We start from the raw sequence: 24,002 nt of genomic DNA on the forward strand, positions 1-24,002 counted from the left end.
TCGGTGGAATCAGCCCGATCTGCTACGAGCGGTCACTCATGACAGCCGCAGCGAACGCTGCGTAACTAACTGTCCACCGTTCGGGGGGAACCTCACAGGGCGTAGATGCCACCTAACCGAACATCGATCTTGTCGGAGCCGATCTGCTCGATCGATTTGCCGAATCGGTCAGTGATCTGCCCTTCCTCGGACAGGGCATACTGATTCTTGGTTTGGTTCAAGGATTGGCCGCTAAACCACAGCGCTGCCACAGCTACCGCAGCGGTGGCCAGCGGGGCGATCTTGGACAAGCCGTCCCAGAGAGCCGCTCGGCGTCGCTTCAGCCGCCTCCACAATCGCCGGGGTGCTGGTGTCGCACGAAGTCCAGGCAATGGTCGCCCCGCCAAGCTACGGCGAATACCGAGGGCCTGAGCGGTCCGGGGGCGGCGCGGTTCCGGGGAGCCGGGGGCGGGACTCATAAAGTCATCATGCCGGTGCCAGCCGAGGTCTCCTGGGACCTTTGCGCTGGTCGCGTTGCGTTTCCTCCGACGCGGGCGCGGCGCCTTGGCCGGTTCGGTCAGCGCGGTCAGCAGCATTTGAGGATGGTCGAATAGGTGGGTACCGCGCTTGCGTCAGCACGGGATACCTGTGTGGCTACTACACGATCAAGCGCATTCATCGTCGCCAGTTGCCATTGGGCGCGAATACGTTCATCGCTGGCGACATGGATGCGATGCACGGAGCTATGCGTCAGCTCCACATCACGGTGCCCGAACCCGATGACTATCCCACCAGTCTCCGAGCGTTCCTTCGGCGCAGGTTGAACTCGCACCAAAACTGAAACCTAAACTTGCACCGAAACTGAAACCCAAACTTGCACCCGGCCGTGCGCCTCGCGGGAGCTGCGATCCTCACCTCGTGAGGCAAGGCAACTAGTCCGTATACCGCGCGGTCTCGGTTAGAGCTGGTCGCCGAGTCTCGCCTTCCGGTGTGCATCCTGTGCGCGAGTTTCAGCTGTCGCGCGGGCGTATCGTGCGAGCATCTGCCGGGATCGCCAGCCTGCCAGCATCATGAGGTCTTGCTCCTGGCCGCCGTTTGCGAGCCAGTTGTGTGCGAAGAAATGCCGCAGCTGGTGGGGGTGGATGTGGCCGATCCCGGCTTGTTCGGCGCGCCGGTCGAGCATCTGCTGTATGCCAGAGCCGGTCATTCTGCCGCGCTTGCCCAGCCAGAGGGCTGGGTTGTCGTTTGCCGCCTGCGGATGTTGAGCCCGCGCGCGGAGGTACCGGCGCAAGGCGATGCGGGTCTTGTCGCCGAACGGGAGGTTTCGCGGGCGTCGGCCCTTCCCTATGACCAGAGCGGTGTTCTCGTGGAAGTCGAGGGCGTCGAGGTCAAGCGGGGCGATCTCGTTGATCCGAGGTCCGATGTCGGCCATCAGTCGGATGATGGCGGTGTCGCGGCGGGACTCGAAATCGGTGCCCTCGCATACGGATAGCAGCTTCCGCAGGGACTCGATCGGCGGGACCGGGATCGGCTTCTCTGGCACGGTCGGCGGGTTCATCTTGTCGAAGGGGTTGACGCCGATGATCGCCTTGTACTCGAGGTATCGACAGAACTGCTGGAGGCTGCGGTACTGGCGGTGGGCGTACTCGGGGGTGACCGGCTTACCCGTCCGCTTGTTCGTGCGGTTGAGCGTGTCTTCGATGTAGGTGCCTATGTTGTCGCGGGTCAGCGCTGCGGCCGTCGGCGCGATCGGCGGCTCCTGGGACGCGAGGAAGGCAACGAAGTAGCCGACATCGCGGCTGTAGGTGTCTATCGTGCCCTTGGACTTGTTGGTCCGGCGCAGCTCGGTCTTGAAGTCCTCTAGGAGTTCGGCGATGTCGTCCAGATCCGGCCCCATGTCCGGATTCAACTCGGAAGAGTTCCTAGGTGTTTGAGCCTTGTACGGGCTGGGTACTGGTGAACCTGACAGCGTTTACGCTGGTCAGGCACCCGATGCGCCCCCGGCAGGAATCGAACCTGCGACCTAGGGATTAGAAGGCCCTTGCTCTATCCAACTGAGCTACGGAGGCAGTGCGGGCATCGGCGGTGATGCGGGCTCCAAACACCTTGACCGAAATCGATCTCGGTGTCCAGCGCGTTAAGTATAGCGAGCGTCCAGATCAGCAAAGCTGGGTCGCGTAGCAACTGTTCGGCGCGTCGGGGCGGTTGTGCAGACCGGAGGACCGGAAACCCCAGGGAAGTCTGGACGGGCGCTCCGAACTACGCTGGGCCCATGTCGTCAGTGCAGGACCCGCCCGCAGGATCGGATGTTTCGCCGAATCGGTCGGGTTCGGGGGTGACGTTCGCGGCGATCACGGCACTGGGTGGCGCGGCGACCGCGCTGGTGGCGGCGCTGGTCGTGGCGTTGTCCGCGGCGCAGGCGCTGACCCTGCTGGGTATTCCGGATCCGGGACCGCTGACCACCTACGGGCTGCCGGCGGTGCGGGCGGTCGCGGATTTCTCGGCCGCGCTGACCGTCGGGTCGCTGCTGTTCGCCGCGTTCTTCGTGCCGCCACAGAGCAGCGGGCTGCTCGATGTGGGCGGGTATCGGGCGCTGCGGCGTGCCGGGAACGCGGCGCTGGCATGGGCGGTCGCGGCGGCGTTGCTGGTGCCGTTGACCCTGTCGGACACTACCGGGCAACCGCTGCAGAATTCGCTGCGCCCGGAGGAGGTGTGGCGCGCCGCGGACAAGGTCGATGTGGCCGGGTCGTGGCGATTCACCGTGTTCATGGTGGTGGTGCTGGCCATCGGCTGCCGGGTGGCGCTGCGCTGGGGCTGGACGCCGGTGCTGCTGTGGCTGTCGGTGCTGTCGCTGCTGCCGGTCGCCCTGACCGGGCACTCCTCGTCGGGCGGCGCGCACGATCTGGCCACCAACAGCCTGATCCTGCACCTGGTCTCGGCCTGCTTCTGGGTGGGCGGCCTGTTCGCGGTGCTGGCCTACGCATTGCGGGACGGCAAATACACCGCGCTCGCCGTGCGCCGGTTCTCGAAAGTGGCGACCGTCTCATTCGTGGTCATCGCGATCAGTGGTGTGATCAACGCCTATGTCCGGGTGCCGCTGTCGGAGCTGTTCAGCACCACCTACGGCAAGCTCGTGCTCGCCAAGGCCGCCGCGCTGATCCTGCTCGGCATTGTGGGGTTCCTGCAGCGGCAGCGCGCCATCCCGGATCTGGAGCAGGATCCGCAGGATCGCGGCGCGCTCATTCGCTTCGCGGGCGTCGAGGCGCTGATCTTCGCGGGCACCGTCGGCCTGGCCGTGGGCCTGGGCCGCACCCCGCCGCCGGACCTGCGCACGGTGCCCACACCGACCGAGGTGGAGATCGGCTACAACCTGGCCGGCCCGCCGAATATCGAGCGGCTGCTGTTCGACTGGCGTTTCGATCTCGTCTTCGGGACCCTCGCGCTCGTGCTGGCCGTGGTCTACGTGCTGGGCGTGCTGCGGCTGCGCAAGCGCGGCGACTCCTGGCCGGTCGGCCGGACCATTGCCTGGCTCGCGGGTTGCGCCACCCTGCTGATCGCCACCAGTTCCGGTGTCGGCCGCTACGCCCCGGCCATGTTCAGCGTGCACATGGCCCAGCACATGATGCTGTCCATGCTGGCCCCGATCCTGTTCGCGCTGGGCGGCCCGGTGCTGCTGGCGCTGCGGGCGATTCAACCGGCCGGTCGCGACGCGCCGCCCGGGCCGCGCGAGTGGATCCTGGCGGCCGTGCACAATCCGGTGTCGCGCTTCATGACGCAGCCCGTGGTGGCCTCAGTGTTCTTCGTGGCCGGTTTCTATGCGCTGTACCTGGGCGGCATCTTCGACAAGTTCGTCGGCACGCACGGCGCGCACCTGGTGATGAACCTGCACTTCCTGCTCAGCGGATACCTCTTCTACTGGGTGGTGATCGGCATCGATCCGAAGCCGCGCCCGGTGGAGCCGCTCACCAAGCTGGGCATGGTGTTCGGTTCGCTGCCGTTCCACGCCTTCTTCGGCATCGCGCTGATGAGCATGGATACCGTGATGGGCGGCTGGTTCTATCGTGGTCTGGGCCTGTCCTGGAACCATGATCTGCTCGCCGATCAGCACACCGGCGGTAGCCTCGCCTGGGCCAGCGGCGAAATACCGCTGGTAGTGGTGATGCTGGCGCTGCTCATCCAGTGGTCACGCAGCGACAAACGCCTGGCGAACCGACTCGATCGCAAGGCCGAGCGTGACGACGACGCGGACCTGACGGCGTACAACGCCATGTTCGCCGAGCTCGCCAGGCGTGACGGAGAGGTGCGCAAGTGAACGACGTCGCCATGGCGACCCGGAAAGTCAAGCGGCTCTACCGATCCGATGTGCGGCAGGCCCGCCGCCTGCTGCGCGGTCACACCCGCAAGACCCCCGTCTTCCACACCGACATCCTGGGCCCGCGCGGCCCGGTCCCGGTGACCCTCAAGCTGGAACACCTCCAGCACGGCGGCACCTTCAAGGTGCGCGGCTGTCTCAACGCGCTGCTGCAGGCGCGCGGTGACCAGACCCAGGTGGTGCTGGCCTCGGCGGGCAATGCCGGGATCGCGGCGGCGCTGGCCAGCGCGTTGCGCGGAATGTCGTGCACCGTGGTGGTTCCCGAGTCGGCCTCGCACACCAAGGTGGCGGCCATGTGGTCGCACGGCGCCGAAGTGCTGTGGCACGGAACGACTTACGCCGAGGCGCACCGGTACGCCCGCCAGCTCGCCGCCGAGCGCGGCGCCATGCAGCTGCACGCCTACGATCTGCCCGAGATCGTGGCGGGCGCGGGTGTGGTCGGGCTCGAGATCGAGGAACAGGTGCGGGGCAGGCCGCCCGTGCTGGTCGCGGTGGGTGGCGGCGGTCTGGTCGCCGGGGTCGCGGCGGCGCTGGGGCTGCGTGGCCGGGTGATCGGGGTCGAGCCGCAGGGCGCGCCGACCCTGCACTCGGCGCTGGCGGCCGGGCACCCGGTGGATGTCGATGTCTCCAGCGTGGCCTCGGATTCCCTGGGCGCGAACCGGATCGGCGATATCGCCATGGAGGTGGCGCAGCGCTACGCGGTGCGTTCCATCCTGGTCAGCGATGACGCCATCGTGATGGCGCGCGAGTATCTGTGGCGCGAGTTCCGCATCGTGGTGGAGCCGGCCGGCGCCACGGCGGTGGCAGCGATCCAGAGCGGCGCGTACGTGCCGGCGCCGGGGGAGCGGCCGGTAATCGTGTTGTGCGGGGCCAATACCGATCTGGCGACGCTGTAGCGCGCCGCGGACCTATCCACACCCCGCGAGTTGTCCACACTCGCCGATTCGGTCCTGTCGCCGACCGCGCCCGCGCGGGAACCTTGAGGTCGACGGCAGGCACAGGCTCGAATCGACAAGGGGGAGCGCAATGTACGAGGCGAACACCGCGGTGATCGGCCGGATCGTCACCCATCCGGTGCGGCGCGCGCTGCAGAACGGTGAACAGCTGTTGAGCTTCCGACTGGCCAGTACTGCCCGCCGCTACGATCAGGGCGCGGGGGACTGGGTGGACGGTGGCACCCTGTACCTCACCGTAAACTGTTGGCGACGGGGGATCATCGAAGGAGTCGAGGCGTCACTGCAGCGAGGTGATCCGATCATCGCGTACGGGCAGCTGCGCTCGAACGAGTACACCACCCGAGATGGCGCGGAGCGCACCGACCTCGAGATGCGGGCCCTGGCGTTGGGCCCCGACCTGGGCCGTTGCACCGCCCCGGTGGTGCGCAAAACCTTCGGTCGAACCGGCCGGACCGAACCCGTGGAACGGCTGTCCGTGGATGCGGACACTGCCGGAGAACCCGCTACTACACACAGTTAGGCTTGCCGATATGGCTGAGTTCATTTACCAGATGGTGAAGGTGCGAAAGGCGCATGGCGACAAGGTCGTGCTCGACAATGTGACCTTGAACTTCCTTCCCGGCGCCAAGATCGGTGTCGTCGGCCCGAACGGCGCGGGTAAGTCCAGTGTGCTGAAGATCATGGCGGGACTGGACCAGCCGAACAACGGTGATGCCTGGCTCGCGCCGGGCGCGACGGTCGGCATCCTGCAGCAGGAGCCGCCGCTGAACGAAGAGAAGACCGTGCGCGGCAACGTCGAGGAGGGTCTCGGCGAGATCAAGGTGAAGCTGGACCGCTTCAACGAGATCGCCGAGCTCATGGCGACCGACTACTCCGATGAGCTGATGGAGGAGATGGGCAAGCTCCAGGAGGAGCTCGACCACGCCGACGCGTGGGATGTCGACTCCCAGCTCGAGCAGGCCATGGACGCTCTGCGCTGCCCGCCGCCGGACGAGGCGGTCACCAACCTCTCCGGTGGTGAGCGCCGTCGCGTCGCGCTGTGCAAGCTGCTGCTGAGCAAGCCCGACCTGCTGCTGCTCGACGAGCCCACCAACCACCTCGACGCCGAGTCGGTGCTGTGGCTGGAGCAGTTCCTCGCCACCTACCCGGGCGCGGTGCTGGCCGTCACCCACGACCGGTACTTCCTCGACAATGTGGCGCAGTGGATCCTCGAGCTGGACCGCGGCCGCACCTTCCCGTACGAGGGCAACTACTCCACTTACCTGGAGAAGAAGGCCGAGCGCCTCGAGGTGCAGGGCAAGAAGGACCAGAAGCTGCAGAAGCGCCTGAAGGAGGAGCTGGCCTGGGTCCGCTCCGGCGCCAAGGCGCGGCAGGCCAAGAACAAGGCGCGTCTGGGTCGCTACGAGGAAATGGCCGCCGAGGCCGAGAAGATGCGCAAGTTGGACTTCGAGGAGATCCAGATCCCGGCCGGTCCGCGCCTGGGCAATGTGGTCGTCGAGGTCGAGCACCTGGACAAGGGTTTCGGCGACCGGCAGCTGATCAAGGATCTGTCGTTCACCTTGCCGCGCAACGGCATTGTCGGCGTCATCGGCCCGAACGGTGTCGGTAAGTCGACGCTGTTCAAGACCATTGTCGGTCTGGAGCAGCCGGACAGCGGTGCGGTGCGGGTCGGCGAGACGGTCAAGCTGAGCTACGTCGACCAGGGCCGCTCCGGCATCGACCCGAACAAGACTGTGTGGCAGGTGGTTTCCGATGGGCTGGACTTCATCCAGGTCGGCAATCAGGAAATGCCTTCCCGCGCTTACGTTTCGGCGTTCGGCTTCAAGGGTCCGGATCAGCAGAAGCCGGCCGGTGTGCTCTCCGGTGGTGAGCGCAACCGTCTGAACCTGGCGCTGACCCTCAAGCAGGGCGGCAACCTGATCCTGCTCGACGAGCCCACCAACGACCTCGATGTCGAGACCCTGAGCTCGCTCGAGAACGCGCTGGAGAATTTCGCCGGCTGCTCGGTGGTCATCTCCCACGACCGCTGGTTCCTCGACCGCACCTGTACCCACATCCTGGCGTGGGAGGGCACCGAGGACAACCCGGCCTCCTGGTTCTGGTTCGAGGGCAACTTCGAGGCATACGAGGCCAACAAGATCGAGCGCCTGGGTCCGGAAGCGGCGCGCCCGCACCGCGTCACCCACCGCAAGCTGACCCGCGGATAACGGGTCACCCCAACCGAATTCACCGCCGCCCTCACCCGCCGACGCGGGTGAGGTAGGTGGATTGCGTCCATCAAGGTCCGCTACCGAGCGCTGGATTCCGTACGGTCCATCGAAGAATGGTCGATTGATCACCGTTTCGTCGGGACGAGGACGTTAGCCGGACGGTTCGCGGCCCGCTGGATGGCGGGCCGTGACCGGCCGGATGAACGGTTATCGAATAGCGAACTCAGCGGTTTCGCATTTGCGGTTGTGCGTGAAAACTGTTTTGGTGCAAGGTATGTCGTATGCGACCTGGCGATATCGGACGCAGTCGGCGACGGCCGAACCATCCGGTTCGTCCGTATGATTAGACGCGGCGCGGCATTGAGAGGAATACAGCCCGGCAGTTCTTGCGCCCAGCTACTCTCGCATCGGCGTCACTTTGTTACGGAACCGAATCCGAGGAGTTGGCGAAATGACGGTCTCGTCCGAATTGTCCAGCGCGGCCTGGGCTGCGAGTTTGCCCGCGTCTCTGCGGGGCAATCTCGTATCCCTCGAGGAGGCGTATTTCCGCCACATCGACGCCGGCGATGCTGACTGCGCGATCCCCACGACATCCACCCACATCTTCCGCTGCCATCTGGATCTCGGTATCCAGCGCACCCCCGGCACCGCGAATGTCCGTGTGTACCATGCGGATGACGAGGCCGGGCTCGGCGTCGCCATCCAGCTCGTGACCGATGACATGCCGCTGCTGGTCGAATCCGTGACCTCCTCGTTGAGCCGGATCGGCGTCAGCGTCAGTGAGGTCGTGCACCCCATCTTCGAGGTGACCCGAGACGCCGCGGGCCGCCTGGAGAAGGCGGTGCCGCACGAGGTCGACGCCAATGGCACGACGGGCCTGCCCGAGTCCTGGATGCACGTGCAGCTGCACCCCGCCACCAGCCGCGCCCAGCTCGAGCAGATCGAGACCGCGCTGCCCGACGTGCTCACCGACGTGCGCCGGGTCATCGAGGACACCGAGGCCATGCGCGAGGCGCAGGAGCGGGTCGCCGCCGAGCTCGACACCGCGGCTACCGCGGGCAGATCCGCCTTTCCCGCAACGGATCTCACCGACTGCGCCAACCTGTTGCGCTGGCTGGCCGACGGTCACTTCACCGTGCTCGGCTACGCCCGCTATGAGCGCAGCACCGTGGACGGTCAGGCCAAGTCCATCATCGTGCCGGAGACCAGCCTCGGCGTGCTGCGCCCCAATGTCGGCACCGACTTCCGAGTCCCCGACAACAGCGGCGACCAGCCGCTGCTCATGCTGACCCAGGGCCTCGTCCCGGCCACCGTGCATCGCGCGGTCTACCCGTACTTCGTTGGCGTGGCCGAGATCGACGACTCCGGTGCCGTCACGGGCGAGCACCTGTTCATCGGCGTCTTCACCGTCACCGCCCTGCACGCGAACGTGCTCGACATCCCTGTCATCGACCGCCGGGTGCGCTCCATCATCGAGTCCAGCGGCTTCGACCTGGACTCCTTCTCCGGCCAGGAGATGCTGGAGGTCATCCAGGCCTTCCCGCGCACCGAGCTGTTCTCCTCCGAAGGCGAGGCACTGCGCCGCACCGCCAGCGCGGTGCTGAATGTCGGTATGCGCCGCCAGGTTCGGCTGTTCATGCGCATGGACGGCTACGGCCGCTTCGTGGCCTGCATGGTGTATCTGCCGCGTGACCGCTACACCACCCGCGTGCGCCTGGAGATGCAGGACATCCTGATGCGCGAGCTGGGCGGCGCATCCATCGACTATTCGGCCCGCGTGTCCGAAAGTGACCTCGCCAGTGTGTATTTCACGGTCCGGCTGCCCGATCAGGGCGTCGTGCCCGACACGGGCGAGCCCAACCGGCTGCGCATCCAGCACCTGCTCGCCGAGGCCAGCCGCACCTGGGACGACCACCTGCGCGACGAGGTGGCCAACTCCACCGTGCTCGACCCGGCGGTGGCGCAGCGCTACGCCGAGTCGCTGCCGGAGAGCTACAAGGAGGACTTCGAGCCCACCCGTGCCGTGGCCGACATCCTGCGGCTGCAGCGGCTGCCCGACGGGGGCATCGACCAGCACCTGTACCGCTGGTCCGACTCGGCCCCGGGCTCTTGGCGTTTCACGCTCTACATCGGTGGTGGCGGCGGCATCTCGCTGAGCCAGGTGCTCCCGCTGCTGCAGAGCCTCGGCGTGGAGGTGATCGACGAACGTCCGCACCACGTCGAGCGCGATCAGGGTCCGGAGCAGTGGATCTACGACTTCGGCCTGCTGGCCCGTCCCGAGCTGCTGCGCAGCGCCCTGGACCGGAACATGGACGCCGAACTGGTGGAGTCCGCGAGCCGGCTCGACGTGCTCGACGCCCAGGTGCGCGGGTTACGCGAACGCTTCACCGAGGCGTTCGCAGCGCTCTGGTACGGCCGCGCCGAGGCCGACGGCCTCAATGAGCTGGTGCTGCGCGCCGGCCTGCACTGGCGCGGCGTCGCCATCCTGCGCGCCTACTCGAAGTACCTGCAGCAGGCCGGATTCCAGTACAGCCAGGCCGCCATCACCCGCGTGCTGCTGGCCTATCCGGAGGCGGCGAGCATGTTCGTCGAGCTGTTCACCGCGCTCTTCGATCCGGACTCGGCCAACCCCGATCATGCCACCGAGCTGGAGGCCGCGGTCCGCTACCGCATCGACGAGGTGGTGAGCATGGACGCAGACCGCATCCTGCGCGCCATCCTGGGCCTGATCAAGGCCACCCTCCGCACCAACTACTACGTCACCGACGCCGAGGGCACTGTGCGGGACTACCTGTCGTTCAAGGTGGAACCGCGGGAGATCGCCGAATTGCCCAAGCCCAGGCCGCAATTCGAGATCTTCGTCTACTCCCCGCGGGTGGAGGGCGTGCACCTGCGCTTCGGTCCGGTGGCGCGCGGCGGCCTGCGCTGGTCGGACCGCCTGGAGGACTTCCGCACCGAGGTCCTGGGCCTGGTCAAGGCGCAGGCGGTGAAGAACGCGGTGATCGTCCCGGTCGGTGCCAAGGGCGGTTTCGTGGTCAAGCAGCCGCCGGCCGCGACCGCCGATCCGGTCGCCGATCGGCAGGCGCTGCAGGCCGAGGGCATCGCCTGCTACCGCACCTTCATCTCCGGCCTGCTCGACGTCACCGACAATGTCGATCGCGCCACCGGCGCGGTGCTGCCGCCCGAGCGGGTGCTGCGCCGCGACGGCGACGACACCTACCTGGTGGTCGCCGCCGACAAGGGCACCGCGTCCTTCTCCGATATCGCCAATGATGTTGCCCTGCAGTACGGTTTCTGGCTCGGCGACGCCTTCGCCTCCGGCGGTTCGGTGGGCTACGACCACAAGGCCATGGGCATCACCGCCAAGGGCGCGTGGGAGAGCGTGAAGCGGCACTTCGCCGAGATGGATATCGACACCCAGTCGCAGGACTTCACGGTGGTCGGCATCGGTGACATGTCCGGCGATGTGTTCGGCAACGGCATGCTGCTCTCGCGTCACATCCGGCTGGTCGCGGCGTTCGACCACCGCCACATCTTCCTGGACCCGAACCCTGATGCCGCAACGTCTTTCGCCGAGCGCGAGCGCATGTTCGCGCTGCCGCGCTCGTCGTGGGCCGACTACGACCGGTCCCTGATCAGCGAGGGCGGCGGGGTCTACGACCGCACGGTGAAGGCCATCCCGGTCACCGACCAGGTCCGCGCGGTGCTCGGTCTGGCCGCCGACGTCGTCTCGCTGTCGCCGCCGGAGATGATCCGCGCCATCCTGCAGTCCCCCGTGCAGCTGCTGTGGAACGGCGGCATCGGCACCTACATCAAGGCCAGCACCGAGACCAATGCCGAGGTGGGCGACAAGTCCAATGACGCGGTCCGGGTGAACGCGAACGCCTTGCGGGTCAAGGTGATCGGCGAGGGCGGCAACCTCGGCGTCACCGCTCTGGGCCGCATCGAGTTCTGCCGCCACGACGGCAAGATGAACACCGACGCGCTGGACAACTCCGCCGGTGTGGATTGCTCCGACCACGAGGTCAATATCAAGGTCCTGCTCGACGGCGTGGTCTCCTCCGGCGAGCTGCCCGAGGCCGAGCGCAATCCGCTGCTGGCCTCCATGACCGACGAGGTCTCCGCGCTCGTGCTGCAGGACAACGTCTCCCAGAACATCCTTATGGGTATGTCCCGGGCCGAGGCCCCGCACATGCTCAATGTGCACCAGCGCGTCATCGAGGATCTCGAGGAACGCCGTGGCCTGGACCGCGAGCTCGAGGCGCTGCCGAGCGACGCGCAGATGAAGTATCGCGCCGAGGAGGGCACCGGCCTCACCTCGCCGGAGCTGTCGAATCTCATGGCGCACGTGAAGCTTTCGTTCAAGGCCGACCTGCTGGCCAGCGATCTGCCCGATATGGCGTACTTCTCCGCACGGTTGCCGCTGTACTTCCCGACCCCGCTGCGCACTCGCTTCGGTGTGGCCATCAAGCGGCATCGCCTGCGCCGGGAGATCACCGCCACGATGCTGGTGAACGAGGTGGTCGACCTGGGCGGCATCACCTATGCCTTCCGCCTGGGAGAGGAGATCGGGGCCTCAGCCTCCGACGCGGTCCGCGCCTTCACCGCGGCGACCCAGATCTTCGATCTGCACTCGGTGTGGGGTCGTATTCGCGCCGCGGAGATCTCCACGGGGATGAAAGACGTGCTGGAGCTGGAGACCAAGCGCACCCTGGACCGGGCCTCGCGCTGGTTGCTCAACAACCGCCCACAGCCGGTCGCGGTGGGCGCCGAGATCCATCGCTACGCGCAGGGTGTGCGCACGCTCTCGCCCAAGGTGCCGGGTTGGCTGCGCGGTCACCATATCGACAGTCTCAATGCGCAGTCCCAGGCGATCGTCGAGCAGGGCGCGCCTTCGGAGCTGGCCACCGAGGTGTTCGGCCTGCTGAACCAGTTCCCGCTGCTGGATGTGCTCGATATCGCCGACATCACCGATCGCAGCGGTGAGGAGGTGGGGGCGCTGTACTACGCGCTCAACGATCACCTCAAGATCGACTGGCTGTTGCAGGCGGTCAGCCACCTGGAACGCGGTGATCGCTGGCACGCGCTGGCCCGGCTCGCGCTGCGCGACGACATGTATGGCTCGCTCCGCTCGCTCACCCTCGACGTGCTCTCCGGCGGTGACCCGGAGGAGACGGCCGAGGAGAAGATTGCATACTGGGAGTCCAAGAACCAGTCCCGGCTGGGCCGTGCGCGCTCTGCCCTGTCGGAACTGTTCGAGTCCGGAACCCACGATCTGGCCACGCTGTCGGTTGCGGCGCGGCAGGTGCGCAGCATGGTGAGTGGGGTGGGTGCGCAATCGGAGGTACCGCGTTGACGAGTGTCGGTTCGCTGAACGGCCAGGCGAAGACGGCAGCACCGAGTCCGGGGGTATCCCCGGTCTCGGCCGAGCCGAAGCGTTTCCACACCACGGTGGAGGTGCGCTGGTCGGATATGGACGCCTTCCAGCACATCAACCATGCCCGCATGGTCACCCTGCTGGAGGAGGCCCGCATCCCGTGGCTGTTCCTGGATGAGCGACCGACGGTTGCGCTGCGGTCTGGCTGTGTGCTGGTCGATCTGCGGGTGCAGTACAAGGGCCAGCTCCGCCACGAGGATTCGCCGCTGGACGTGTCCATGTGGATCGACCGGCTGCGCGCGGTGGACTTCACCGTCGGCTACGAGGTGCGCGCAGCCGGCGCCGCCCCGGACTCCCCGCCGGCGGTGGTCGCCTCCACCCAGCTGGCCGCCTTCGATATCGACACCCAGCGCCTACGCCGCCTCACCGCCGAGGAACGCGACTACCTCGCGCAGTGGCTGGCCGACTGATCGAGCACGACCGTTGTCGGGACAACTGACCCTGCACGTTCCGGATCCCGCGGAACGCGAGAATCTGGCCACCTTCATCACGCACGCCGTCCGTCTCGACCCGGCGGCCGTCATCCGGCTGCGTCGGCGCGGGCACCGCTACGTCTCCGCCTGGGCGACCACCGGATTCGAGGCACTGGCGGTGCGCACGGTGGTGGCCGAGCTCGGGACGGACGATGTGTCCGTCGGCGCGGACGCCGTCCTCGCCGGGCTGCAAGGGCCGGACGCGGGCGCCGCGTTCGGGCTCGGCTATGCCATGGACTCCGCCTGGCGCGCCGCGCTGCCGCCGGAGGCGGGCTTCGTCCATGTGGAGGACGTGCCCGCCCGCATGCTCGTCGAATTGGCCGAGCGCGGAGCCGAATTGGCGCAGGAGCACGGCAGCCAGCACGGCCCGCCGGCCGCCCTGCTGGATCAGACGGTACTGACCGTATCCGGCGGCGGCGAGCAGGTCGAGGTGCCCATGCGGGTGGTGTTCGCCCTCGCCGCCATGGATTTCATTCCGCACGGCGGCGAGAAGACCGACTCCCGCCGCATCTCGGTGGACGAGATCGTGCGGGTGCGTGCGGCTCGTACCTGGCTGCGCCTGGACGCCCGCTACGGTTCGGTGGCCCGCCGTCGCGGCCCCGCCCTGCCGCTGCTCCCGCACTGAGACTCTGCCGTTGCTCCCGCATCGAGGCTCCGCCGCCCTTCCGGCACCGAGTCCCGCCCGAACCCGCCCCCAATGCGCGGGGCACCGAATATTTTGGCTCGTAAGATTTTTCGAGCCCGGCTAGGTTCGAGTCGGGCCGAACGCAACCACAGGGAGGGGCCATCATCATGACGATCCTGAGGTGCATTCTCGCGGGTGTGGCGCTGGGTATCGCCCTGCTGGCTCCGGCCTTCGCGCCCGCAGTGGGTGGCTGACGCGACAGCCGGTCCGCCGGCCATCGGAATCGCGATGGCCGGCATAGCCGCAACGATTGGTCGCCCCGCCCCGTGCCGATTACCTTGGCGGCATGAGCGATGCCGCAATCGTGACCGAGTGGATCGGCCTGAAGGTCGGCGATGCCGTGATGAGCGCCTATGTGGCCCGTCCGGCGGAACCGGGTGAGTATCCCGGAGTCGTTGTGGGACATGAGATCTACGGCCAGCACGCCACGGCGCGAGCGGCCGTCGACCACCTGGCGTCCCTGGGCGTCATCGCCGTCCTGCCGGACCTGTTCCACCGCGTCGCGCCGCGCGCCGAGCTGGAATTGCACGTTGACCGGGAACGCGGCCTGGAACTGCTGCGCACCCTGACCCGTCCCGGGGTGGTCGACGATGTCTCGGCCTGTCTCGACGAATTGCGCGGCCGCGGAGCGGTCTCGCTGAACATGGTCGGCTTCAGCGCGGGCGGGCACGTCGCCTACTACGCCGCCACTCAACTCCCGCTGGCCGCCACCGCCGCGTTCTACCCGGGCTGGCTCACCAATACCGCTATCCCGCTGTCCACACCCGAACCCACCGTCGAGGCCACCCCCGGCATCACAGGCCGGGTCGTGTTGTTCTTCGGCGGTGAGGACCCGCTGATCGACGCCGAGGCTCGCGACGAACTCGAAGAGGCGCTGAGCACGGCCAATATCCAGCACGAGATCGTGGTCTACGACGACGCCCCACACGGCTTCCTCTTCCCCGGCCGCGATTGGTACCAGCCCGAGGTCGCCGAGGATTCCTGGGCCCGGCTTGCGGACCTGCTGCGCGGCTAGCGAGTTCGGCACGCCGAGGACTCGCTCTTCAGCAGACGCCGAGGACTTGTTCCTCAGTGCACGCCGAGCATCCGCAGCCCCGCCGTGACCACCGCCGCGGCGAGGATCACCACCAGCAGCGGCGCGCGCTTCCATGCCAGCCCCGCCGCGACCAGCACGCCCGCGGGCAGCGCCCACCCGAATTGGCCGCTGCCCGTGGGCACGAGCGTGGTGACCGCCAGCGCGGTGAGCAGCACGACCGACGCGATCTCCAGCAGCCGGATGGTACGCGGCGAAATCTTGACCCGGCTTCGCAACAGCGGCCCGGCGAATCGGAAGGCGAAGGTGCCCATGGCCAATGCCAGGGCACCCACCAGGAGAGTCTTGGTCATCGGCGCGCGCTCCTGCAGCCCAGCCGTCGAAAGATCGCCCGCATCACACGGTCCCGGCCGCGGCGGTGGTGCTCTCGGTCCTCGCCGCCTGATCCGCGTTCGCGGTGGTGGTGGCTTCGCTCGTGCCCGCGCGGCGCACGACCAGCAGTACCGCGGTCAGCGCGAGCAGTACCGGCAGCCCCGCGCCCAGGAACGGCGTGGTCGCCGCGGCCACCACCGCGCCGGCCAGAGCGGCGGTGCGGGTGAGGGGTTCGCGCAGGGCGGGCAGCACCAGCGAGAACAGTACGGCCGGGAAGACGGCGTCCAGACCGAACTCACTGGGGTCGGGCACCACCGCGCCGAGCATGGCGCCGAGCGCCGCGCCCAGCGGCCACGCGGCCAGCACCGAGAGCCCGCACACCCAGTAGGCGGCGCGCCGCCGATCCCGATCCGGCTGGGCCAGGGCCATGGCCACCGATTCGTCGTTCATGACGTGGGTGCCCAGCAGCCGCCGCCAGCCGGTGCCGACCACATCGGGCACGGACAGTCCGTAGGGCAGGTGCCGGGCGTTGACCAGCAGTCCCGCCAGCACGGCGGCGACCAGCCCGCCGCCGGCGGTGAGAATGCCGATGAAGACGAATTCCGAGCCGCCGGCCACGACGGCGACACTCATGAGCACCGGCAGCCAGCCGGGCAGTCCGGAGGTCACCGCGGTAGCGCCGTAGGATACGCCGATCATGGCGACTGCCAGGCAGATCGCCGCGATACCTGTGAGCACACCCCGATCGAGTGTTCGCCATGCCGAACGCATGTTTTCTATAATGAACACAACCTGCCGGGTTCGTCAAAGGGACGTGCCGACATCCCGGTACTGTGAACGCCACCATGACCCAGCAGTCCGACCGCTCCGAGCCTGTGTCTGCCCCGCAGGTGCCCGAGTCTGTCCCGCAGGTGCCGGCGTCCCCGCAGCAGGCGCCCGCGTCGCCGCAGGAGGCGATCGCCGCCGCTCTGCGCCGGGAGCGGGCTCGCTCCGGACTCTCGCTGACCGAGGTCGCCCGTCGCGCCGGGATCGCCAAATCCACACTGTCCCAACTGGAATCGGGCTCCGGCAACCCCAGCATCGAAACGCTGTGGGCGCTCTGCCTCGCCCTCGATATCCAGTTCTCGCGGCTGCTGGATCCCCCCACTCCGCAGGTTCAGGTGATCCGCGCGGGTGAGGGGCCGGTCCTCGCCTCGGCGCGGTCCGAGTACCGGACCACCCTGCTCGCGGCCTCCCCGCCCGCGGCTCGCCGTGACGTGTATCGCGTCACCGCTGAACCCGGTCACCCGCGCGACTCCGCCCCGCACTCCCGCGGCGTCGTCGAGCACATTGTGCTGTGCGCCGGTCGCGCCAAGGTCGGGCTCGCCGAGGATCCGGTGGAACTCGGGCCCGGCGACTACATCTGCTACCCCGGCGATCTGCCGCACGTCTTCGAGGCCCTCGAGCCGGGCACCTGGGCCCTGCTGGTCAGCGAATACAGCTGATCCGCGAATCCGGCCGCGGCGCAGCCGATCTCACTGAACGCCCACCCACCAGGCGGACAGCAGGTGCACGGCCGCCAATCCGACGCAGGTGGCCGCCATCGGCCAGTTGCGTCGTCCCGCACCGATGACCGCGTCGCCGAGCTGAGCCAGTCCGGCGACCACCAGGATCGGCGCGAGTCCGCTGCGGGCCCCGATCGCGAGCAGGATCAGCATCACGATGCTCAGCGGCACCGCCCGCGCCCCGTACGCATACGCGAAAAACCGTGTGCCCGCATTGATCTGGTCACCGTCCGGCATCGCCATCGCGGGCCGTGCCATGCCCACCACGCTGGAGACTCCCGAGATCAAGGCGACCGCCGCGTTCGCGATGGCGATTCCGGTGTACGCGTCCATTTCCTTCACTCCCTAAATCATTCATGGTCTGAATGTTTCGAGGGAAGTATCATCTGACTCGTGAACGATGTCAAGAAGCCGACCGCACTCCCGAAGACCGTCTCGTTCCGGCTGGGCACGGTGGGTTCGGTGGTCGCCGACCGCTTCGCCGCGCGCATCGAAACCCTCGATCTGAAGCCCAAGCACGCGGGGCTGATGACCGCGCTGAGCCACGGCGAGGCCGCGTCACAGCAGGAATTGGCGGGCCGGCTCGGCGTCGCGCCGAGCCTGGTGGTGGCGCTGGCCGATCATCTGGAACGACTCGGCGCGATCGAGCGCGTGCGTGATCCCGGGGACCGGCGCCGGCAGGTGCTGACGCTCACTGGGCACGGCTACACGCTGCTGGCGGAATGCGAAAAGGCCGCGCGAGACCTCGACGACGAACTCACCGCCGGGCTGACCGCGAAGGAGCGCACGGCCTTCCTGCGCGCGCTCGGCGTACTGGCCGCCGAAGCCGGTCTGCCCACGGGCGAGTGACGCGTCAGGCCGCGCCCTCGCCGAGGTACTGCAGCCACATCGGATCCAGTTCCGAGCTGGCCGACAGCAACCGCCAGTGCGGCCCCTTCGGCGCGACCATCGGATGGTGCAGCGTCCAGCCCAGTTCGCTCAGGAGCTTGTCGGCCTTGCGGTGATTGCAGGGGGCGCAGGACGCGACGCAGTTCTCCCATGAGTGGGCGCCGCCGCGGCTGCGCGGAATGACGTGATCGATGGTTTCGGCCTTGCCGCCGCAGTAGGCGCAGCGGTAGCGGTCGCGATGCATGAGGGCGGCTCGGGTCATGGGTACCCGTGCCCGGTAGGGGACGCGCACGTAGTTGCGTAGTCGGATGACCGAGGGGAGCGCCACCGAGGTACCGGCGGAATGCACGACCGGACCCTCCGGATTGTCGTGCACGGTGTCGGCCTTGTCGCAGATCAGCAGCACGATGGCGCGACGTGCGGACAGGGCGGTGAGCGGCTCGTACGTGGCGTTCAGCAGCAGCACGCGGCGTTTGGCCCAGGCGGGAACGGGTGCTGCGGTGGGCGGATGATGCGCGTGCTCGCGATGGTCGCCCGGATGGGCGGGCTCGGGATGAGCGCCCAGGTGATGCTCGGAATGAGAATGTTCGGACAGCAAGTGCAGCGGAGTAGCCCCCGACCCACGATTGTGGACGTCGGCGGGCTGGAGTTGTCGATGGGTCCGCGCCTCGTGTCGGGCGCCGTGCCGCTGCTTCATGGGCCATACCCCGGTTTCGTATTCGTCCGATTGTGTGGTATCTCGGCAGACTGCCACCCAGTTGACCATGACTTGCCGCATATTGCACGGTGATTTCGCACATTGTCGGGCACATTCGGATGAACGGGACGTGACAATCGTGCACGCGAGCCGGCCGGGTGTCCAGAAACGCTGTTCCGAGCTGCGAACGGTGTGCTGGGCGGCGTCGATCGGCCGCATCGAGGGTGCACCCGGGCCGGACGTCGCGGGAGTGGGCACAATGGGGACGTGACTTCCGGCGAGCAGACTGCAACCTCCTTCTATCAGGCCGTGGGCGGCGAGAAGACGTTCCATCGGATCGTCGCGGCGTTCTACCGCGAGGTGGCGCAGGACGAGGTATTGCGGCCGCTGTATCCGGAGCAGGACCTGGGCCCCGCCGAGCGACGCCTGCGGATGTTCCTGGAGCAGTACTGGGGCGGGCCGCGGACCTACTCCGACGAGCGCGGGCATCCGCGCCTGCGGATGCGGCACATGCCGTTCAAGGTCGGGCCGATCGAGCGGGACGCGTGGCTGCGGGCCATGCGCATCGCGGTGGCGGAAATCGAGCCGGAGGTGCTCAATGATGCGCACCGGCAGCAGCTGCTCGACTACTTCGAGATGGCCGCGAATTCGCTGATCAACTCGCCTTTCTGAGTTCGATCCGCAGAAATACCAGCGCCTCACAGTGTTTCCGGGCGCCCGCAGCTACCCGCTGGTCATTTGCTGAAACTGGACAAGTCCATTCGACGTGACCGCGAAAGTCACTGTGCTTTGGCACCATTACGGCTGTGACTGATTTTTCCGCCGCAGCCGGGGGCGGGGCTGATCCGGCTCCGTGGTGGCGATCGGCTGTGTTCTACCAGGTGTACCCGCGTTCCTTCGCCGATTCCGGCGGTGACGGTGTCGGTGATCTGGGTGGACTGCGTGACCGTTTGGGGTATCTCGAGCTACTCGGGGTGGACGCGCTGTGGATCTGCCCGGTGATGCGCTCGCCCATGGCCGACGGCGGCTACGACGTGTCGGACCCGCGCGACATCGACCCACTGTTCGGCGGCCTCGGGGCGCTGGACGAGATCATCGCCGAGGCGCACGACCGTGCCATGCGGGTGACCATGGACCTGGTGCCCAACCACACCAGCGATCAGCACCCGTGGTTCCGGGCGGCGCTGGCGGCAGGGCCGGGGAGTCCGGAGCGGGCGCGGTACTTCTTCCGCGACGGTCGTGGGCCGGACGGCGCTGTGCCGCCGAACAACTGGCCGAGCATCTTCGGTGGTCCGGCCTGGACCCGGGTGATCGAACCGGACGGTAGACCGGGGCAGTGGTATCTGCACATCTTCGCCGCCGAACAACCCGACCTGAATTGGGAGAACCCTGAGGTCGCAGCCGATTTCGAACAAACCCTGCGGTTCTGGCTGGACCGCGGCGTGGACGGCTTCCGGATCGACGTGGCGCACGGCATGGCGAAACCCCCGGGCCTGCCCGACATGGAGCGCGTCGACACCCGGATGCTCCACCTCGAGGACGACGATCCGCGCTTCAACAACCCCGGCGCGCACGACATCCACCGGCGGATCCGGAAGGTGATGGACGAGTATCCGCACGCGGTCGCCATCGGCGAGGTGTGGATCGACGACAACACCCGCTTCGGCGAATACGTCCGGCCCGATGAACTGCACCTGGCCTTCAATTTCCGGCTCGCCCAGACGCCCTTCCGGCCGGATCGGATCCGCGCGGCCGTGGACAATTCGCTGCGCGCGGTGGCCGGGGTCGGCGCGACGCCCACCTGGACGCTGTCCAACCACGACATCGAGCGCGAGGTCACCCGCTACGGCGGCGGGCACGTCGGACAGGCGCGGGCGCGGGCCATGATCCTGCTGGAGCTGGCGCTGCCGGGCAGCGTATTCGTCTACAACGGAGCCGAATTGGGGCTGGCCAATGTGGACGACCTCCCCGAGTGGGCGCTGCAGGACCCCACCTGGGAACGCTCCGGGCACACCGAGCGCGGCCGGGACGGCTGCCGGGTGCCGCTGCCGTGGGAGGGTGAGTCGCCGCCGTTCGGGTTCACGACGGGGGTGCCGTGGCTGCCCATGCCGCCGGAGTGGGCGGCGCTGACCGTGGAGGCGCAGCTGGAGCGATTGGATTCCATGCTGTCGCTGTACCGGATGGCGATCGAATTGCGGGCCGTCCGGCCGGAATTCGGGGGGGTCGGGCTGGAGTGGTACGCGAGTCCGCCCGGCTGCCTCGCGTTCCGGCGCGAGGGCGGTCTGCTGTGCGTGCTCAATGCCACCGATGCGCCGATCCTGCTCCCCGCGGGTGAGGTGCTGCTGGCGAGCGCGGCGATCAATGCGCGGCGGGAACTTCCCGCGAACTCGACGGCCTGGCTGGTCTGAAAGGGGTTTGTCACGACACGGCCGCACTAACCCTTACCGGTCGTAGTAGTCACACGGGCATCGACTACCGTTGGCCCGTGAGCATTCTCCAGACAGTGCTGATCTACGTCGGCATCCCGGTCGCGATCTATCTGGTGATCGCCGGATTGTCGTTCCTCGGCAAGCCGCTGCCCGGCAAGAAGCCGGAACACTACGAACTCGGTGCGAAGTGGACCCAGCCCCCGGTGCTGTGGAGCGCGACCGACGAGGTGACCGGATCCGGCCACCACGACACTGCTGATTCGCATGGTGACCATGCGGCTATCGAATCCGCCCACGCGGAGCTGATCGGAGGCCGGGCAAGTGGCAAGTTCTAATTGGCCCGCGGTGGACGAGGCCGACCTACCCCACGGTTACGCGATCACCACGAGTGGACGCGTCTCCGGTGTGCACGAGGCCGGCGACGTCTTCAAGGAAGCGCCGTTCAGTGACCGCGAGCGGCTGCTCATGGACAATGCGCTCACCGACGCCACCCGCGCCACCAAGGTGCGCTTCAACATCTACATCGGTGACCTGGGCTCCGACTCGGCCGCCGGCGTGGACGCCCTGTTCCCCTCCACCCCCGAGGCCGCCCGCTCGGTGCTCATCGCGGTGGACCCGAACACCAACTCCGTCGAGGTGCGCTCCGGCCGCGACGTCGCCGAACGCGCCAACGACCGCGTCTGCCAGCTCGGCGCCACCGCCGCCACCAGCTCCTTCCGTCAGGGCGAGCTGATCGACGGCCTGGTCTCGGCCGTGCGCGTGATGGCCGCCGCCATCGGGCGGGTCTAGCCGATTCTCGGCTCTTCTCGGGGGCTTCGCCCCCGAAACCCCAAGGGACGTTTGGGGGCTCAGCCCCCAAACCCCGAGGGGTGAAGGTGGGGCACCGATCCCCGTACGCCCCGAACGACATTTCGCCCTGAGCAGATCGGGGCGCAGGGGCGGGGTGGGGGAATTTACGCTCGGGAGATGGCCGAGCATCCGCGTTTGCAAGCAATTCCCGGTGGTCTCGACGAAGGGGCCGTGGTGCGACGGGTGGTGCGTCCGGCGCCGGTGCGTGAGCCGCTGTGGCGGGAGGCACTCGGCGGTCAGCTGCGCTCGCTTCGGCTGGAGCGGGGGGAGAAGCTGACGGAAACGGCTGGGCGAGCCGGTATTTCGCCGCAGTACCTGTCCGAGGTCGAACGGGGGCGCAAGGAGCCGTCCAGCGAGATGATCGCGGCCTTGGCGGGGGCTCTGGGCACCAGCTTGGGTTCGCTCACACGGCAGGTGGCCGAGGACCTGCTTCGCGCCCGTCCCGCCCCGGCCCGGCATCCGGCCATCTCGCCGCTGGCGATCTCCCCCGTCCTGCTGGCCGCCTGATCCCCGAGCATGCGTTGGCGCACCTGCCTTTTCGGCGTTGTGCGTGCACCAGCGCATGCTCGTCGCCATTCAGGCGCGGGGGCCGAGGAGGTGGTCGGCCAGGCCGTAGTCGAGCGCCGTTCGCGCGGTGAAGACCCGGTCGCGATCGGTGTCGCGGCGCAGGGTTTCCGCGGACTGGCCGGTGTGGGTGGCGAGGATGGCTTCGATCTGGGCGCGCATGCGGACGATTTCGTCGGCCTGCAGGATCAGGTCGGGGATGGTGCCCTGACCTCGAATCGCGGGCTGGTGCAGGACGATTCGAGAGTGCGGGAGGACATTGCGGCGGCCCTTCGCGCCGCCGGCAAGCAGCACGGCGCCCACCGCGATGGCCTGGCCGACGCAGGTGGTCACCACGGGGGACTGAATGTGCTGCATGGTGTCGTAGACCGCGAGCATGGCCGGCAGGTCGCCGCCCTCGCAGTTGATGTAGAGGTTGATGTCCTGGCCCGGACTTTCCGCGTCCAGGTGGAGGAGCTGGGCGATCAGGGCATTGGCGACACCGGAGTCGATGGGCGTGCCGAGATAGACGATGCGTTCGGTGAGCAGATGCGAGTAGACGTCCATGATCCGCTCCCCGCGCGGGTCGCGGGCGATCACATTGGGAATCGTGTAGCTGCTCATGCCGAGATCCCCAGCTTCTGGCGCTGCGGGACGACCTGGTGGAAGGAGTCCACGATGCCGTCGATGAAGCCGTACTCGCGGGCCTGCGTCGCGGTGAACCAGCGGTCGTGCAGGGAGTCCTCGAAGACCTGGTCGTAGGGCTGGCCGGTGTCGGCGGCAATCAGGCCGAGGACGGTCTGCACGGTGTAGCGCAGGTCGTCGGCCTGTACCTCCACCTCGACGGCGCTGCCGCCGATGCCCGCCGAACCCTGGTGCATGAGGATGCGGGCGTGCGGGAGGGCGTAGCGGTGCCCGGGTGTCCCCGCCGACAGCAGGAATTGTCCCGCGCTGCAGGCCAATCCGAGGGCCAGTGTGGACACCGTGCCCGGCACCAGCCGCATGACGTCGCGGATGGCGAGCATGGCGGGCACGGACCCGCCGGGCGAGTGGATCCACAGCGAGATGTCGGCCTCGGGATCCTCGGCCGCCAGCGTGAGCAGCTGGGTCATGAGCAGCGTGCCGTTGTCGTCGTCGAGCGGTCCGTCCAGTACGAGCACCCGGCGGGCGAAGAGCTGTTCCCTGGTGTGCCAGTTGAACATCGGAGTCTTGTTCTCTGCCATGCCTTCACGGTGCCGCAGCGCATCACCGGAAGTCCTGCCGCGCTGCTGTGAGCGGATCCGCCCTCAGCAGCGCAATGTGTGGTGCTAAAGTGGTGCTATGCCTAGTGTGAACGTCCGGTTTCCTGATGACTTGCACGCCGCCGCTGCGGCAGAGGCTGAAGCAGGTCACATGTCGCTGAACTCCGCGGTCTGTGAAGCGGTCAGGTCCTGGGTGACCGCTCGTGCGGCCGAGCGGCGCGAAGACGCGATTCTCGATCGCATCATGGCGGAACAGGCAGATGTGCTCGCGATGATCCGCGACTACGAATAAGT

Annotated in this window: 24 protein-coding genes and 1 tRNA gene; 16 read left to right on the forward strand and 9 right to left on the reverse strand. The window is 67.8% G+C overall.

Annotated elements, in window-relative coordinates; all coding sequences use genetic code 11:
• Positions 1-92: 92 nt before the first annotated feature.
• The 3 genes from AB0L60_RS22420 to AB0L60_RS22430 all read right to left on the reverse strand — a co-directional run bounded on the left by AB0L60_RS22420 (position 93) and on the right by AB0L60_RS22430 (position 2,048).
• Complete coding sequence (locus tag AB0L60_RS22420; RefSeq protein ID WP_364617045.1) at positions 93-290, reverse strand: hypothetical protein; 198 nt, start codon at positions 288-290, stop codon at positions 93-95.
• A gap of 647 nt (positions 291-937) precedes the next feature.
• Positions 938-1,876 (reverse strand): tyrosine-type recombinase/integrase, encoded by a 939-nt coding sequence (locus AB0L60_RS22425; RefSeq protein ID WP_364617047.1) that lies wholly within the window; start codon positions 1,874-1,876, stop codon positions 938-940.
• 98 nt (positions 1,877-1,974) lie between these two features.
• Positions 1,975-2,048: transfer RNA gene (locus AB0L60_RS22430), tRNA-Arg, on the reverse strand.
• Between the two features lie 203 nt (positions 2,049-2,251).
• Between AB0L60_RS22430 and AB0L60_RS22435 the strand changes: the two genes are divergently transcribed.
• The 8 genes from AB0L60_RS22435 to AB0L60_RS22470 all read left to right on the forward strand — a co-directional run bounded on the left by AB0L60_RS22435 (position 2,252) and on the right by AB0L60_RS22470 (position 15,127).
• Entirely contained in the window at positions 2,252-4,291 is a 2,040-nt protein-coding gene (locus AB0L60_RS22435) for a cytochrome c oxidase assembly protein (RefSeq protein ID WP_364617049.1), read from the forward strand.
• An 11-nt stretch (positions 4,292-4,302) separates the two neighbouring features.
• Positions 4,303-5,247 carry a threonine/serine dehydratase gene (locus AB0L60_RS22440; RefSeq protein WP_364617406.1) on the forward strand — a complete coding sequence of 315 codons (945 nt, stop codon included), beginning with the start codon at positions 4,303-4,305 and terminating at the stop codon, positions 5,245-5,247.
• A 130-nt stretch (positions 5,248-5,377) separates the two neighbouring features.
• Entirely contained in the window at positions 5,378-5,827 is a 450-nt protein-coding gene (locus AB0L60_RS22445; protein ID WP_364617051.1) for a single-stranded DNA-binding protein, read from the forward strand.
• Positions 5,828-5,837: 10 nt separating this feature from the next.
• Positions 5,838-7,514, forward strand: coding sequence for an energy-dependent translational throttle protein EttA (gene ettA / locus AB0L60_RS22450; RefSeq protein ID WP_364617053.1), 1,677 nt, complete (start codon positions 5,838-5,840; stop codon positions 7,512-7,514).
• A 454-nt stretch (positions 7,515-7,968) separates the two neighbouring features.
• The gene (locus tag AB0L60_RS22455) at positions 7,969-12,873 is read left to right on the forward strand and encodes an NAD-glutamate dehydrogenase (protein WP_364617055.1); all 4,905 of its coding nucleotides are present in this window, start codon (positions 7,969-7,971) and stop codon (positions 12,871-12,873) included.
• 95 nt (positions 12,874-12,968) lie between these two features.
• A complete protein-coding gene (locus AB0L60_RS22460) occupies positions 12,969-13,364 on the forward strand; it encodes a thioesterase family protein (protein ID WP_364617408.1) in 396 nt (131 codons plus the stop codon).
• Between the two features lie 13 nt (positions 13,365-13,377).
• A complete protein-coding gene (locus AB0L60_RS22465; protein WP_364617057.1) occupies positions 13,378-14,052 on the forward strand; it encodes a hypothetical protein in 675 nt (224 codons plus the stop codon).
• A gap of 346 nt (positions 14,053-14,398) precedes the next feature.
• Positions 14,399-15,127, forward strand: a complete 729-nt coding sequence (locus tag AB0L60_RS22470) for a dienelactone hydrolase family protein (protein WP_364617059.1) — start codon at positions 14,399-14,401, stop codon at positions 15,125-15,127.
• A gap of 53 nt (positions 15,128-15,180) precedes the next feature.
• Here AB0L60_RS22470 and AB0L60_RS22475 read toward each other — a convergent pair whose 3' ends face one another.
• Together AB0L60_RS22475 and AB0L60_RS22480 are read right to left on the reverse strand one after the other, a co-directional pair.
• On the reverse strand, positions 15,181-15,498 hold the full coding sequence (locus AB0L60_RS22475) for an AzlD domain-containing protein (RefSeq protein WP_364617061.1): 318 nt from the start codon (positions 15,496-15,498) through the stop codon (positions 15,181-15,183).
• Between the two features lie 43 nt (positions 15,499-15,541).
• On the reverse strand, positions 15,542-16,288 hold the full coding sequence (locus AB0L60_RS22480) for an AzlC family ABC transporter permease (RefSeq protein WP_364617063.1): 747 nt from the start codon (positions 16,286-16,288) through the stop codon (positions 15,542-15,544).
• 62 nt (positions 16,289-16,350) lie between these two features.
• Here AB0L60_RS22480 and AB0L60_RS22485 point away from each other — a divergent pair, with 62 nt between their 5' ends.
• Complete coding sequence (locus AB0L60_RS22485) at positions 16,351-17,001, forward strand: XRE family transcriptional regulator (protein ID WP_364617065.1); 651 nt, start codon at positions 16,351-16,353, stop codon at positions 16,999-17,001.
• A 30-nt stretch (positions 17,002-17,031) separates the two neighbouring features.
• Here the strand turns inward: AB0L60_RS22485 and AB0L60_RS22490 are convergent, their stop codons facing one another.
• Positions 17,032-17,394, reverse strand: a complete 363-nt coding sequence (locus AB0L60_RS22490; protein ID WP_364617067.1) for a hypothetical protein — start codon at positions 17,392-17,394, stop codon at positions 17,032-17,034.
• 60 nt (positions 17,395-17,454) lie between these two features.
• Between AB0L60_RS22490 and AB0L60_RS22495 the strand changes: the two genes are divergently transcribed.
• Positions 17,455-17,910, forward strand: a complete 456-nt coding sequence (locus AB0L60_RS22495) for a MarR family winged helix-turn-helix transcriptional regulator (protein ID WP_364617069.1) — start codon at positions 17,455-17,457, stop codon at positions 17,908-17,910.
• A gap of 4 nt (positions 17,911-17,914) precedes the next feature.
• Here the strand turns inward: AB0L60_RS22495 and AB0L60_RS22500 are convergent, their stop codons facing one another.
• Positions 17,915-18,646: an HNH endonuclease gene (locus AB0L60_RS22500; protein ID WP_354834668.1), complete on the reverse strand. Its 732-nt coding sequence runs from the start codon at positions 18,644-18,646 to the stop codon at positions 17,915-17,917.
• 267 nt (positions 18,647-18,913) lie between these two features.
• Between AB0L60_RS22500 and AB0L60_RS22505 the strand changes: the two genes are divergently transcribed.
• The 5 genes from AB0L60_RS22505 to AB0L60_RS22525 all read left to right on the forward strand — a co-directional run bounded on the left by AB0L60_RS22505 (position 18,914) and on the right by AB0L60_RS22525 (position 22,431).
• Positions 18,914-19,318, forward strand: coding sequence for a globin (locus AB0L60_RS22505; protein ID WP_354834671.1), 405 nt, complete (start codon positions 18,914-18,916; stop codon positions 19,316-19,318).
• A gap of 134 nt (positions 19,319-19,452) precedes the next feature.
• On the forward strand, positions 19,453-21,054 hold the full coding sequence (locus AB0L60_RS22510; RefSeq protein WP_364617072.1) for a glycoside hydrolase family 13 protein: 1,602 nt from the start codon (positions 19,453-19,455) through the stop codon (positions 21,052-21,054).
• A gap of 77 nt (positions 21,055-21,131) precedes the next feature.
• Positions 21,132-21,410 carry a hypothetical protein gene (locus AB0L60_RS22515; RefSeq protein ID WP_328289985.1) on the forward strand — a complete coding sequence of 93 codons (279 nt, stop codon included), beginning with the start codon at positions 21,132-21,134 and terminating at the stop codon, positions 21,408-21,410.
• Positions 21,397-21,864 carry a DUF5130 domain-containing protein gene (locus AB0L60_RS22520; RefSeq protein WP_364617075.1) on the forward strand — a complete coding sequence of 156 codons (468 nt, stop codon included), beginning with the start codon at positions 21,397-21,399 and terminating at the stop codon, positions 21,862-21,864. The genes AB0L60_RS22515 and AB0L60_RS22520 overlap by 14 nt, the downstream gene beginning before the upstream one ends.
• Before the next feature lie 177 nt (positions 21,865-22,041).
• Complete coding sequence (locus AB0L60_RS22525) at positions 22,042-22,431, forward strand: helix-turn-helix transcriptional regulator (RefSeq protein WP_364617077.1); 390 nt, start codon at positions 22,042-22,044, stop codon at positions 22,429-22,431.
• 69 nt (positions 22,432-22,500) lie between these two features.
• Here AB0L60_RS22525 and AB0L60_RS22530 read toward each other — a convergent pair whose 3' ends face one another.
• On the reverse strand, positions 22,501-23,091 hold the full coding sequence (locus AB0L60_RS22530) for an ATP-dependent Clp protease proteolytic subunit (protein WP_354834683.1): 591 nt from the start codon (positions 23,089-23,091) through the stop codon (positions 22,501-22,503).
• On the reverse strand, positions 23,088-23,690 hold the full coding sequence (locus AB0L60_RS22535; protein WP_354834686.1) for an ATP-dependent Clp protease proteolytic subunit: 603 nt from the start codon (positions 23,688-23,690) through the stop codon (positions 23,088-23,090). Before AB0L60_RS22535 ends, AB0L60_RS22530 begins: the two co-directional genes overlap by 4 nt.
• 97 nt (positions 23,691-23,787) lie before the next feature.
• On the opposite strand from AB0L60_RS22535, the gene AB0L60_RS22540 reads away from it, so the two are divergent.
• The gene (locus tag AB0L60_RS22540; RefSeq protein ID WP_364617080.1) at positions 23,788-24,000 is read left to right on the forward strand and encodes a toxin-antitoxin system HicB family antitoxin; all 213 of its coding nucleotides are present in this window, start codon (positions 23,788-23,790) and stop codon (positions 23,998-24,000) included.
• Positions 24,001-24,002 lie beyond the last annotated feature (2 nt).

This window comes from Nocardia sp. NPDC051981 (genome assembly GCF_040680715.1).
GTDB lineage: Bacteria > Actinomycetota > Actinomycetes > Mycobacteriales > Mycobacteriaceae > Nocardia.